The organism is Picosynechococcus sp. PCC 7003 (genome assembly GCF_001693255.1).
Lineage (GTDB): Bacteria > Cyanobacteriota > Cyanobacteriia > Cyanobacteriales > MRBY01 > MRBY01.
Genome location: NZ_CP016474.1, coordinates 2179255 through 2192316 on the forward strand (window position 1 = coordinate 2179255; position 13062 = coordinate 2192316).

Consider the following 13062-nt stretch of genomic DNA (forward strand, 5'->3'; position numbering starts at 1 on the left):
TAGGGCCTATGGATAACGTGAGCGATGGGAGTTAAGCAGCGTTCGGGGCGATCACTTTGTCGATCAAACCATACTGGCAAGCCTCTTCGGCGGACATATAGAAGTCCCGCTCGGTATCTTCTGCCACCTTATCAAAGGGTTGACCCGTATGGTCGGCGATCAATGTATTTAATTTATCTTTGATGTAGAGGATTTCCTTGGCTTGAATTTCGATATCCACCGCTTGGCCCTGGGCGCCGCCGAGGGGCTGGTGAATCATAATCCGGGAACTGGGGAGGGCCATCCGCTTACCCTTGGTGCCCCCCGATAGGAGAAAGGCCCCCATACTGGCAGCGATGCCGTAGCAAATGGTCACCACATTGGGGCGAATCTGTTGCATGGTGTCGTAGATCGCCATCCCCGCGTAAACGGAACCACCGGGAGAATTGATATAGAGTTGGATATCTTTATCGGCATCCTCAGCGTCTAAAAAGAGCAACTGGGCCACCACAGAATCAGCAACGGTGTCATCAATGGCGGTACCGAGGAACACAATCCGTTCCCGTAGCAGGCGGGAGTAAATATCGAAGGCCCGTTCTCCCATGCCAGATTGTTCGACAACCATCGGCACCACCGCCCCGCCCATGGAATAGCTGTAGGGGACGGCTTGGCTAGAAAGGTGTTGATAGGAGGTAGTTGATTGAACCATGGAAGCTCGATGCTAATGTTTTGGGGATGGACAGGGAAAAAATCAGGGAAAATTCAAGGGCAGACCTTCAGGATCGCTGGGTAAGGTTAGGCCATGATTTTCCACATAGCCTTTATTATATAGTCGCATTGCCTGAGATGGGAGCCATGGGCAAAGGGCGATCGCCTCTGGGTTAATTTCACCGAGATGAAGGGCTTTAGAGATGCACAAGGGGTTGGGCCTGGGACAGGGCGATCGCCTGTTGTAATTTTGGGTAAGCCCCCGCCAGATAACCCGTTCCCCGGAGAAAACCCGTATTTGCAGCGGGCAGGAGATATTCCAGGGGCTGACTTTTAAAGGTTTCGATTAGCTTTTCAATGCCCTTGAGTTGGCGGCCCCAGTGGAAGGTTTTGGCGGTGCGCAGGGCGAGAATTTCGCCCTTTTGATTGGGGAGGAGATGCCGCCCTGTAAACAGACAGCCCCCCAGTTGGTCATAATAGAGACAGGAAGCACCGGGAGAAAACCCTGGTGTCCAAATCCCCCGAAAATCGCCTTCTTGCCAATCATCCCGAAAGGGAGTCACGTCGGCCTCTGGCATCAGGTAGGCTTCTTGCTCCTGGATCACAATGGCACAACCGAGGGCCTGTTGAATCTTGGCGACTTGGTTGCTAATGGCGGCCCGCTGGGTGATGTAGAGGGTTTTGACGCCGCCCTGGGCCTGCAAAAAGTTGAGGGTCTCTGGGTGCCAGGGGGGGCAATCAACCAACAGACCACCACCGGGTTTTGCGATAAAGTAGGCTGTGCCACCGAGGGTCTCTCGATTGGGAGCGAAGGCGTAGATGTCTTCAAAAAGGTTGCGGGGCGGTTTGGGGGGAGTCTGCACGGGGGGAGTCCCTACTCATGTTGAAATGTTAAACAGTCGCTACCATTGTTGCATTGGGGTGAGGTTTCGACAATTTTCCCGCTAGGGGCGATCGCCACAAAGCAGGGGCAATTATTTTGCTTGTGCCACACATTTTTTAGCAAGGATTCAATTGAAAGTTCATGGAAGTTTGGCTGCTTTTCTTTGTTATGGGGGTATTGACCTACGCCCTCATTCGCCGCACTGTACCGCCGGAAAATAAAGCACCATTGGGCTTACTCTGGCTGGTGATGATGTTGCCTGCTTCCGCCTGGCTGGTTTGGATTTTGATTTTTGGGGCCACCCAACCAATGCCCCTGTTGGTGATGTTGCCGCTGTTGATCCTTTCGCCGTTTATGTATTGGAGTTTATTGGACTGGGGGAAACCCAAACCCGACGAATCTGCGGATCCCAGCTCGCCACCGACTGCGCCCCAGACCCCAAGCCTGGATTTAGAAAAATTAGACCAAGCTGCTGCCCTGAAAAAGGAAGACTCTAAGCTCCGCCCCATTAGCACCAAGGAAGAAAAAGCGCTCCGGGATTGTTTCCCTTGGGGGGTTTATTATCTCCAGAATATTGATTACTATCCCCAGGCGATCCTCTGTCGGGGCAAACTGCGCGCAGTCCCCCAGGAAGCCTACAAAACAATTCGGGACAACATTGAACAACTTTTTGGCGATCGCTTTATTGTGGTCTTCCAGGAAAGTCTCCGGGGTCAACCGTTTTTTGCCCTCGTCCCCAACCCATGGAAAGTGGTCCAGCAGTCCCAAAAGCAAGAGGAACCCCTCACGCGCCCAGATTTGGCGATCGCCTTGGCCTTGATTACTTTGTTTACCACCACCGTAATGGGTTTGGAATTGCAGGGGGTGGCCCCGGATGTCATCCAACAAAATCCAAGTATTCTTTGGCAGGGTTTACCCTATGGTCTGCTCTTGGTGGGGATTCTCGGCTGCCATGAATTGGGCCATTATGGCGCAGCAGCCTATTACAAAATTAAGACGACGCTCCCCTATTTCGTCCCCATTCCTTTCTTTATCGGTACCCTAGGAGCCTATACCCAGCGGAAATCCCCTATTCCCCATCGCCAAGCCCTATTTGATTTTGCGGTGGCGGGTTCCTGGATCGGGATGCTCCTGACCCTGCCTTGCTTATGGGTGGGCCTGGGCCTTTCTCAAGTGGTGCCCTTGCCAGAAGAATCAACGCTGTTGGCCTTTAATGAATTTAATCCGAGGTTTTCCCTCCTTCTGGGCCTGATGAGTCGTTTGGCTTTGGGGAGTCAGTTCACCCCAGATATGGCCCTGGATTTACACCCGGTGGCGATCGCCGGTTATGTGGCCCTGATGTTGGGGGGCTTGCAACTCTTACCCATTGGTCAATTGGATGGTGGTTTGATGACCCATGCTGTTTTCGGCCAGCGGACGGCGGGGATTATTGCCCAGGTAACGCGGATTTGTATGATTGCGATCGCCTTTGTGCAGCCAAATTTTCTCTTCCTGGCGATTTTCGCCCTGCTGATGCCCATCGCGAACCAACCCGCCCTCAACGATGTAACGGATTTGGATAATCGCCGTGATCTGTTAGGGATGGTTACCTTGGTTTTTGTGGCGTTGATTTTTCTGCCGTTACCCGCTGGTCTGAGTAATTGGCTGAATTTCTAGGGGTTAATTGTCCGTCTCAAGGGCTGCATAGAGGCTTTCCCGTAGGGGCTGCAATTGCAAGTCAAAGCGAGGCTCATAGACGACGGCGGGGAAAAATTCGCCGAACCAAGTAGTAATCGCAAGATTTTCGCTCACTGTCCAAAAATCCGTGGGGTTGTCTCCATCAATGTGACGACTATTCACATTAAATCCACTGCGCTGGCGACGATACTGGAGGGCTGGAGCATTAACGCGAATCCAAGTGGCAAAATCTGGGCTATTGGCCATGGTGGTTAAAAACTCTTGCCGCTGTTGATCGCTGAGGGGCTGTTGGGGCGAAACCTCTGCCCAGGCTTCTTCTAAAAGTTCTAAGCGTTTTTCTGGGTTTTCCCAGGTGGCTTGCAGTTGGGCGATCGCCGTTTCCTGACTGAGAGCATCTCGATCGGGGAGTAAACCGAGGACTGTGGGGTCGAAATACTGCCGAAATTCTGTTTCTGCGAGGGCAAAATCCCCAATCCACCAAGCAATGCCGCCCCGACAGCGATGTAACAACGGATCGTCGGGGTATTGCTCAAGTAGCTGTTCGTAGTGACCCATCACCCGCGCCACCACCGCCGGATAAAGCTCCCCTAAGCCCCCGGCCCGCCAAATGGGACTGGTGATAAATTGGGGGTCCCGCAGAATTTCTAAAGCGATCGCCTCAACTGCGAGATCCGTTTTTTCCTCGGCCAGCAGACTTAAACCCAACCCATAGAAAACACCTCGTTTCGCGGGCACAAGCTGGGCCGATTCGTAAAATTCCGCCGTCGCTAAATCGGGTTCATTGTTCGCGATGTGGAGCCAGGCGACGTTGCTGCGGCCAAATTCCCGGTAGGGGGAAGCCTGGTTGCCCCGGTCAAACCATTGGATCGCTTCCTGGAGATAGCGTTGCCGTTGTTCTAAATCTGCGGTTTGGAGGGCCAATTCGCCTAGGTTCCAGCCTAGTTGATAGCTGTAGTAAGGCTCCCAGGGGGCGAGATCATGGGCTGCAGTCAAATTTTCGACAAACCGATCGTAATCAGGAGTTTCCTGGCGCAACGCTAAAAATCCCGTACTGGATCGCTCCCAGGCGGCTTGGATTGGCGCTAACCAGATGGCAACGGCACCGTAGACCCCCACTAGACCGAGGGCGACGAGCCGGGGCTTGCCTAAAAATTTTTCTGGATTTGGCTGGGACGGGAGAGACCTTTGGGGGTGATCTTGACGGGCGATCGCCGCCAGTAACGCCACCAGAATTGTAATGATGCCACTAATGGCCACGTTATCTAGTTGGTAATCCGTCCAACTCAAGGCCCAATAGCCGATTAGCCCGGTGTAGATACTGCCCAACAAAATGCGGTCTTCTCGCACCATCGCTTTAACATCGCCCCGCAGTCGCCAAAGGATTACCCCTAAAAAAATAATGGAGCCAAAGAACAGGCCCAAGCCCCAGATGCCCATTTCGGCCCAGAGTTGTACCGGCGTGCTGTGGAGTTGGTAGATAATTTCCGAGAGGCGACCTGCCGTGATCGGGCGGTAGTTTTGATACAACAGGAACGCATTCCCTAAACCGGCCCCCGTCCACCAATGGTCGAGACCCATGGCCCCACCCACCTGGGCATTGACCCAACGGTAATTTAATTCCCCAAATTCCCCCTGCAAAATCGGCACCACGAGATTGTAGAGGCGGTTATTGGTCAGCACAAAAATCCCCAAAACCCCCGTGGAAATAACCCCCGCCAGCACCAAATAAAACTTGCGAATCTGACTAAACCCCCAGGCAAAGCCAAAGGCCACCACTGAGGCGATCGCCAATCCGAGCCAACCTCCCCGAGAGCTTGTGGTATACAGATCTACCGCACCAATCACCACCCCCGTCAGCCAAAGCCAGCGCCGCCAATCCCGATGTAAGATCGCCAAGCCCAGGAGAGTCGGTAAACACAGAATTAAATAACCGGCCACATAATTTTGGTGACCCAAGGGAGCCCAATTGCGCAGTTCCAGCAGCGAAAAATCGAACTGTTGCACTGCCCCATCAACACCCAAATCTCGGAGCCGTTCAATTTCTGGCAAAAATGTCCGACTGAGCCACAGCGCCAAACTAAAGGCAACAAAGGCCAAACTTAAATATCCTTGTCCCAAAAACAACTGATAACGACCAGTCACACTATTGAGCCAACGGCTAATGGGATAAAGCGCTGCGATGAACCCGAAACAGGCCCAGGCTTGCCAGCGGGCTTGCTGGGGAAACTCGGTTCCCAGGGTAGAAACCCCCAAGCTGACGACAATTGCGATTAAACCCAGATCAAACCCGTTGCCCAACAAATAGAGACGGCGGTTGTCCCACAGTTGCACCAAAAACCACAACAAAGGACAGAACAGACCCACCTGCCACACAAACACCCAAGACCAGGCCACCATCATGCTATGACTATCGGGGATGAGGCTAAAAAGGATGTAAAAAAAAGCGGTGAAGTAGGCCAATAAAGGGGCTGGAGACTTAGAAGCAGACATAGATCAAGGGTTAAAAAATGTTGGGAAATGGCAGCCTTTCCCATTAAATCCCATTTTCTAGAACTCCCATGGCCATGGGCTAAAATAGATAGGATTTTTAAGTCACCCCCTCAACCCATGCCTCTTTTTTCTGATCAAGCCGCCACAGGCAAACAAAAAAAACAGAAATTTTGGACAAAAGTGATCCTGTTTATTGGTGCCGGCTCCTTTGCGGGAACTGCGATGGTGCCAGTGATCGGAGGCATCATTGACAGCGTCAGACAACCGACAAATGAAGTCGCTCGGAATCCCCAGGCAGATCAAGAAGCCCAATTGAAACAACAGGAAGCTGGGTTTTTGGCGGTTTTGGAACGGGAGCCAGACAACACAAATGCGCTACAAGGTTTGGTGCAGGCTCGTTTAGCCTTAGGAGATTTAGAAGGGGCGCGTCCCCACTTACAACGGCTGGTGAAATTATATCCAGACGAACAGGTGCTTAAGGATCTGTTAGCCCAGGTAGATCAGGCTTTGGAACGTACAGGCACAGCAACTCCGGCCCAATCTCCCACCGAAGAGCCGGAAACGCCCTAGGCGATCGCCCTTGATTGTTTATGGAGTCTAGGTCGCCACTGTTATTTCTATTGCTACTCTTCCTGGGGGGAGGGGCGGTTCTGCTACTGCAAAATAGTCAGGCGCTGGGTCTCGTTTTATTTAACCGCACGATTCCTTGGCAGTTGCCCCTCAGCATTTGGTTTATCGCAGCGGTCTTGCTTGGGTTGCTTCTGAGTTTGCTCTTGCAGCTTTTTTTAAAAGGGACAAATCCGAGTTCCAATAGCCGAGGCAATCGCCCAAATCCTCGCCTCGAACGCCTGAAACAACGCCCTCCCCGCCAGCCCGATCGCCGCACCGGTCGTTCAGATTGGGAACGGAGCCGCGCTAATTATGATTGGACCGACAAGGAACTAGAAACCCAGGACGAAGAAACCTGGGACATCGAATCACCCCCCAAACAGCCGACCCGTCCCCAGCCCCCCCAAACGGGTGAAGGGGAACCACAAATTCGCCCCCAACCCAAACCCCAGCGTCCCCGTCCTAGTCCCGGCCCAGAGGCGGCAATGCCAAAGCCACCGACGCCCAAACCGCCTGCAAAGTCTACCAATGCCCAGGATGACACAGGTACTGTCTATGACGCCGACTATCGAATTTTGACGCCCCCCTATACTTCCGAAGAGGAAGCCTCCCCTAGGGTAGATCCCGACGAGGATGAGGAATGGATCTAGCCCCAGGGATTCTGATAGGCTAAATCGAGCCTATTTTGTGACATAACCGATGAGTATTTCCCCAGAGTTGACGGCGGCGATCGCCTTTTTGCAGCAAAAAAGTTGTGTGACCACCCCTGTCCAAGAATCAGAAGCCGAACGGGAAACACTCCGGCAAAAGCTGCGCTTGGCTTGTCAGGCGGCGGACTGGGAAAATATCGGCATCTGTGCGGATAACGTTGCTGTGGCGACTGCAACGGTGCAACAGTATCTCCGGGGTTTGGGCTATGATGCGGCGATCGCCATTGATCCAGATGAATGGGGCGATCGCCCGGTGTATTTAAAATTTAATACCCAAAAAATGAGCCATTACCTCGATGACTATGTGGGGCAGTACCGGGGCGTTTTGGTGGCGCTGCAATCCCCTGAACCGGAGTTGGCCGGCACCTATGGCCATTTCCCCCTTGATCTGTTTGCGGGATAGTCTAGGATAGGAAAAATATTTGTGGTGCTGGGGAGCGTTAACCTTGAGAAACGGATTATTCAACGTTGTGTTGGGCAGTGGTTTGGCGATCGCCTGTGCCCCTATGGGTCTAACCCAAACCCTTACCCCAGAGCAAATCGATTTACCCCCAGAAACCTTCGACAATAGCCCTGTGCTCCAACGGTGGAGTCAAGAAGGCATCCCCGATGTGCTCCACAGTATTCGCCACGAACCAAGTTTTCAAACCCGCTGGCGGCTTGGCTACGCCCAATTTCCCAGCAACGATCACCAGGGGGGCATCAGTGTCGGCGTCGAAGATATTTTTGTGCGGCCCGATTTCCCCCTGACCCTCAGCGCCGAAGGTCACACCCTTTTTAGTGGCGATCGCACCCAGGTGGCCGCCCGGGCTAACTATTACTTACTCCCCCTCGGTAGCCGCCTTAATATTGCCCCTAGTCTCGGCTATCAATCCTTTTCGGGTCAAGATTACCAACGGGAAGGCCTAGAGGTGGGTGCTAAGGTGCAGCTTAATCTGTCTCGGTCCGGGGCCTCGACCATTAGCCTGAGTCAACAGTTTGTTAATCTGGCCACCCCAGAGGAAATGGGGATCACAACCCTAGGGGCAGGCTATGCCTTCACATCCCACTGGCGGGCAGCGACAGAAATTCAAAAGCATAATTCGAGTGCCGCGAAAGAAAGTAAGGTGGGTTTTTTCCTGGAGTGGATGCCCTAATAGCATAAAAAAAGAGGGAAGGTTGACTACTTCCCTCTGGTGTTAAAGCGTATTAGTTAAGCAATCCGCTTGTGGCTATTCTTCTTCCCAATTTTCCGAAGCCGGATCATCTGGGTCTGAGTTGGTATTTTTGGCGATCGCCAGATCAATTTGTTGCCGATAATAATCGACACTCTTCACTTCCACATCGACGGTATTGCCGAGGCGATAGGCGGTGCGGTTTTTCCGACCCACCAAGCAACTGTGGCGAGCGCGATATTCGTACCAGTCATCCTTGAGGGAACTGACATGGACGAGGCCTTCCACGAGGAGATCCTCAATTTCCACAAAGAAACCATAGGACTGCACTCCGGTGATCAACCCCTTAAAGGTATGTCCCGTATGGGCCTTCATTTTTTCAGCCTTTTGGAGTCCCTGGAGATCCTTTTCGGCGTCATCGGCCACTTTTTCTTGATCGTTGAGTTGCAAAATCAAGCTGGCAATGGTTTCTTCCAGTTCCGTTTGGATCGGCGTTGGCAATACCTTCCAATTGACTTGATTGTGGCAAGTACTACTGCCGAGGTTGACCCCGACTTTCACGCGACTGGATCGGCGATCGCGGCCCTCAGAGAAAATAAGTTTTAGAATTCGCTGCATCACCAAGTCACCATAGCGTTGCCCCGGCGCACAGACACGGGTATAACCGTCCCGGTAGGCCAAGCCAAAGTGGGGGTGGGGGTGAGCGCCATAGCGGGGAACATCCAGGGTTTCCTGAAGCAGATAGTTCAGGATCTTTGTCATGTCCGTCTGGCTAAACTCCTGAATAAAGTGCTGATAATCGTGGGGTAAAAGTTCTTCCTCCGATTCGAGCTTGAGCTTGAGGTTTAGATTGTTGCCCAATTTAATCAGATTTTCGAGGCTCTCAAAATCAGGATTCGCTTGGTAGCAATAGATGGCCGGCAGTTCTAGGGCCAGCATGTGTTGGGCCACTGCTCGACCCGCCAGGATCATCACCTCTGCCAAGAGAGACCGCACCGGCAAGCTTGGTGAGACAATCATCGTCCCAAAGCGCCCTTCATCCTTAAAGGCAGAAGTCACTTCGGGTAAGGAAATCTGGAAGCCGCCCCGTTGCAAGCGTTGGGCTTTGACCAAAGGACTGAGGTTAAAAATTAAATCATTCAACAGAGTTGCGGCATCGGCCAACTCAGCCTCTGCGGTTTCCCCACTGCTGAGGAGATGTTGGATTTTTTGGTAGCTCAGGCTGTGATCAACGCGGATCACACTGGGGGTAATTTCAAATTCTGCCACGTTCCCCTGGTCATCAAAGGTGAGGAGAATGGACATCGTGAGACGATCTGCCCCAGGACGCAGTTCTACTTTCTCTTTAAATTCTGGTGGAAATAGCGGAATGGTCATTTGACAGAGAAACACCGCCGTGCCATGTTTTTTCGCCCACCGATCCAGAACCCCCTGGGCCGGAACAAATTCTGCCACATCCGCCAGGTGGATTCCCAGTTGCCACTGTCCAGCTTCGGTTTTTTGGAGCGTAAATGCATTTTCAATAAAGGCTTGGTTCCCTGGGGTGAGGTGAATTTCATCCTCGATGGTGAGGGTCAATTGGTCGCGAAAATCCCGCCGCTTGGCGAGCATTTTTTTGGTTAGTTTTGTAGGAATGTCCTTAACGGCGGCCAAGACTTCCTCGGGAAATTGGCGCAGTAAATCATGCTTACAACAGACAATATCTGTATCTGCGGCGGCCTCGGCATCACTTCCCAACACTTTCGTGACAGACCCCTGGGGGAGGTACTGGGCAATGGGATATTGCACCACGGAGACATGGACGAGGTGATCAATGGCCTGCTGGAGCCGGTCCGCTTCGTCCTGGAGTTCAAGCTCAAACAAGAGGCGATCATCGAGGGGCACTGCCCGGAAACCTTCTTCTTTTTGCACGACTCGCGCTAGGAGGGAAGGATTAGCCCGTTCTAAAATTAAACGCACCACCCCTTCTGGCGATCGCCGCCGCGTTCCTTCTTTAATAATCTTGACCAAAACGCGATCGCCGTTCCAAGCATTGCTGAGATAACTTTCACGAATGTAAATATCATCAGCGTCCTCAGAATCCTGGATCGCAAAACAAAAACCCTTACTCGAACACCGTAGCTTTGCCTCGACCACATCCGCTTCCGGTACCCGGCGATATTTGCCCCGTTCCTTTACCAAAATATTCGAGCGCTCTAGGGCATCAAGAATAATCTGGAGCTGTTCTGTATCTTCCTCAGAGCGACACTCTAATTTCTTTTCGAGGAATTTACCGGCAACCAATTTGTCATCTGTAAAGAAAGACAGCAGTGTGGCGATTGAAAAATCCATGCAAAACTATCCTTTTCGTTAGAAAGTAAAGTGAAACGACAACAGTCCATCAGAAAAGCAGTATCAGCCTGCTGTTTATCGCTATCATTAAACCGAGACAGTCAACAGACCTGTATTTCTGATGGGAAACGCCACAAATTCCCCAGGAACCCCAAGGTTGACTGATCAAAACAATGTCCTTTCCGAAAGGATGGCCTGTTTTACGAAGAAAACAAAGCCTTATGGGGGCGAGGCCGATAACACCTCAGGAAATGACAAGTTCGCAAGTACACAGTCGAAAAACTTGAGCAAACATCGAACAGGGGAGCTCCCGCGCCAACCCTTCTAGAGGTCATTACGTTTAGGAAACGGCTATGGCGGGGACTTGGTTCTGAAACTGACCCAAAAAGACGTGTTTCAGGAAAAGAGCAGGGACTGCCTGTGGCTAAGCAAACCCAACGGGAAAACAAGCAATGTGATTAAAGGAGGATCGTCCGATACAATCGTGGCCGGGACAATGGCAAAATCTAAATGACCTAGCCACTAGACGTACGTGTTGACTATCTAGTCACAATGCTTTTTCGATATTGTACCCTGTCAAGGGAATTCTCTCCATGGCTTCTGGGGAATTCACCATCACATTGCCCTGAATTAGGAAGAATAAGGGTACAATTGCACTCAACTAATAAATTGAGTCAAACTTTTCCCATTGCGTTCCATGACACCAGAGATTTTTCGGCAGCGTTATCCCTACGGGGGCTTAATTAGTGAACTGGCAGCCATTGAACATGGTCAGTTTATTGTGCGGGTTGTGGTGGAATTGGAAGGCAAAAAACTCGCCAGTGGTTTGGCGGCGGCCCCTTCCGTGGAACAGGCAGAAGATCAAGCGAGAATCCGGGCTTTAAATCTTCTCGGATCTGGGGCAATTCCAGCCCCAGCCCCTACGAAACCAACTCTGCCGCCTCAAGCTCCGGCTCCGACAGTCCCGGCAAAACCCGCCCCGGCGATCGCCCCACCAACAGTTACAGCCCCGACCCCCCCAGCCCCGACACCGAGTCATCAAAATGATTTGTCCTTGCCATCTCCGGCTAAAGTTGTAGACCAGACGCCTCAAATCCCCCTAGAGCAGACTCAAGCGACACCAGACGCAACCCTCGACTTTGAATCAGCAGGCACCTCGACAGACGCGTTGGATTTTTCTGAGATTATTGCCCGCAGTGACGTGGAACTCAAGCGTTTGGGCTGGTCGAGTGAGCAGGGACGCACCTATTTGCTCGAAACCTATGGGAAGCGATCGCGCCAACTTCTGTCCGACGACGAGCTCCTGGAATTTTTGCAATACCTAGAGTCTCAACCGACGCCCTCTTAAATTTTGAGCCGGGGCGATTAGATGCCTTTTAAGTAACTCAATGGTCGTTTAGATCGGTTTTTTTGCTGTCGTCCAATCCTAAAACTATCCGGCAACGAGGTTTAACAACCCTTCAAATAAGCCTTTGCCGTCGACTAAACCAAGACTGCCATCGGCGGCCCGTTCCGGGTGGGGCATCATCCCTAAAACATTTCCGGCTTGGTTAGTAATACCAGCGATGTTATTGAGAGAACCGTTGGGGTTAGCGGCCTCATTCACATTCCCCTGGGTATCGCAATAACGGAATAAAACCTGCCCCTGGTCTTCGATCGCCTTGAGGGTGTCGGGGTCGGCATGGTAGCGGCCTTCGCCGTGAGCGATGGGGATATTGATCACCTGGTTTTGGCGATAACCCCTCGTCCAAACCTGGGTATTATTTTCAACTCGCAGGTATTGGCGATCGCAAATGAAATGCAGATCCCGGTTTCGCACCAAGGCCCCAGGCAGCAGGCCGACTTCTGTCAAAACTTGGAAGCCATTACAAACCCCCAGCACATATTTCCCTTGATTAGCATGGTCAATGACGCTCTGCATGACCGGGGAAAATCGGGCGATCGCCCCACAGCGGAGATAATCTCCATAGCTAAAGCCCCCTGGCACCGCAATCACATCGATATCCGCAATGTCCGTTTCCTTGTGCCAGATCATCCGCGTCGGCTGCCCAAAAATCCCTTCCGTCACCATCGCCATGTCGCGGTCACAGTTGGAGCCAGGAAAAACAATTACACCAAATTTCATCGTGTCGTTACCAATTGATTAATTACTGCAAGGGAATTGGGCTAGAAAATTTAGCTATTTAGGGGCGTGAGGTCGAAGCGATAATTTTCAATGACGGGATTGGTCAGGAGCTGATCGCACATTTGATCCACCTTGGCCTTAGCTTCTGCCTCGTCGGCGGCAGCAAGATTTAACTCAATGTATTTCCCAATGCGTACCCCAGAAACGCCCCCATGGCCCAATTGACTGAGACCTGATTCTACAGCGGCACCAGCCGGATCAAGAACAGAGGGACGGAGCGTGACATAAACTTGTGCGTGGTACTGCATAGAACTCAAACTGTGAAGACGGTTTTTATTGTACGTTGCGGTGGACTTCTGGAAAACTGAAACGCGCCTCCCTCCGAAAATTCCCTGG

Annotated in this window: 13 protein-coding genes; 6 read left to right on the top strand and 7 right to left on the bottom strand. The window is 52.0% G+C overall.

Annotated features, from left to right (window positions below):
• Positions 1–31: 31 nt before the first annotated feature.
• From clpP to AWQ21_RS10460, 3 genes are read right to left on the bottom strand one after another with little or no spacing between them, the layout of a single operon-like run.
• Positions 32–688: an ATP-dependent Clp endopeptidase proteolytic subunit ClpP gene (gene clpP, locus AWQ21_RS10455; protein WP_065714487.1), complete on the bottom strand. Its 657-nt coding sequence runs from the start codon at positions 686–688 to the stop codon at positions 32–34.
• A 42-nt stretch (positions 689–730) separates the two neighbouring features.
• Positions 731–898, bottom strand: a complete 168-nt coding sequence (locus AWQ21_RS16240; protein WP_157094741.1) for a hypothetical protein — start codon at positions 896–898, stop codon at positions 731–733.
• Positions 885–1550, bottom strand: a complete 666-nt coding sequence (locus AWQ21_RS10460; RefSeq protein WP_065714488.1) for an MBL fold metallo-hydrolase — start codon at positions 1548–1550, stop codon at positions 885–887. Before AWQ21_RS10460 ends, AWQ21_RS16240 begins: the two co-directional genes overlap by 14 nt.
• 161 nt (positions 1551–1711) lie before the next feature.
• On the opposite strand from AWQ21_RS10460, the gene AWQ21_RS10465 reads away from it, so the two are divergent.
• The gene (locus tag AWQ21_RS10465) at positions 1712–3226 is read left to right on the top strand and encodes a site-2 protease family protein (protein WP_065714489.1); all 1515 of its coding nucleotides are present in this window, start codon (positions 1712–1714) and stop codon (positions 3224–3226) included.
• 3 nt (positions 3227–3229) lie between these two features.
• On the opposite strand, the gene AWQ21_RS10470 is transcribed toward AWQ21_RS10465, so the two are convergent.
• Positions 3230–5737 (bottom strand): O-antigen ligase family protein, encoded by a 2508-nt coding sequence (locus tag AWQ21_RS10470; protein WP_065714490.1) that lies wholly within the window; start codon positions 5735–5737, stop codon positions 3230–3232.
• Positions 5738–5854: 117 nt separating this feature from the next.
• Here AWQ21_RS10470 and AWQ21_RS10475 point away from each other — a divergent pair, with 117 nt between their 5' ends.
• The 4 genes from AWQ21_RS10475 to AWQ21_RS10490 are packed head-to-tail and all read left to right on the top strand — an operon-like array spanning position 5855 to position 8192.
• On the top strand, positions 5855–6307 hold the full coding sequence (locus AWQ21_RS10475) for a M48 family metallopeptidase (RefSeq protein ID WP_065714491.1): 453 nt from the start codon (positions 5855–5857) through the stop codon (positions 6305–6307).
• 20 nt (positions 6308–6327) lie between these two features.
• A complete protein-coding gene (locus tag AWQ21_RS10480; RefSeq protein WP_065714492.1) occupies positions 6328–6996 on the top strand; it encodes a hypothetical protein in 669 nt (222 codons plus the stop codon).
• A 49-nt stretch (positions 6997–7045) separates the two neighbouring features.
• A complete protein-coding gene (locus AWQ21_RS10485) occupies positions 7046–7459 on the top strand; it encodes a DUF1824 family protein (protein ID WP_065714493.1) in 414 nt (137 codons plus the stop codon).
• A gap of 43 nt (positions 7460–7502) precedes the next feature.
• Positions 7503–8192 (top strand): hypothetical protein, encoded by a 690-nt coding sequence (locus AWQ21_RS10490; RefSeq protein ID WP_232314954.1) that lies wholly within the window; start codon positions 7503–7505, stop codon positions 8190–8192.
• Between the two features lie 75 nt (positions 8193–8267).
• Here AWQ21_RS10490 and AWQ21_RS10495 read toward each other — a convergent pair whose 3' ends face one another.
• The gene (locus AWQ21_RS10495) at positions 8268–10541 is read right to left on the bottom strand and encodes a ribonuclease R family protein (protein WP_065714495.1); all 2274 of its coding nucleotides are present in this window, start codon (positions 10539–10541) and stop codon (positions 8268–8270) included.
• 697 nt (positions 10542–11238) lie between these two features.
• On the opposite strand from AWQ21_RS10495, the gene AWQ21_RS10500 reads away from it, so the two are divergent.
• On the top strand, positions 11239–11889 hold the full coding sequence (locus AWQ21_RS10500; protein WP_065714496.1) for a hypothetical protein: 651 nt from the start codon (positions 11239–11241) through the stop codon (positions 11887–11889).
• A gap of 84 nt (positions 11890–11973) precedes the next feature.
• On the opposite strand, the gene purQ is transcribed toward AWQ21_RS10500, so the two are convergent.
• Complete coding sequence (gene purQ, locus AWQ21_RS10505) at positions 11974–12666, bottom strand: phosphoribosylformylglycinamidine synthase subunit PurQ (RefSeq protein ID WP_065714497.1); 693 nt, start codon at positions 12664–12666, stop codon at positions 11974–11976.
• A gap of 50 nt (positions 12667–12716) precedes the next feature.
• Positions 12717–12974 (bottom strand): phosphoribosylformylglycinamidine synthase subunit PurS, encoded by a 258-nt coding sequence (gene purS, locus AWQ21_RS10510; RefSeq protein WP_065714498.1) that lies wholly within the window; start codon positions 12972–12974, stop codon positions 12717–12719.
• Positions 12975–13062: the final 88 nt, after the last annotated feature.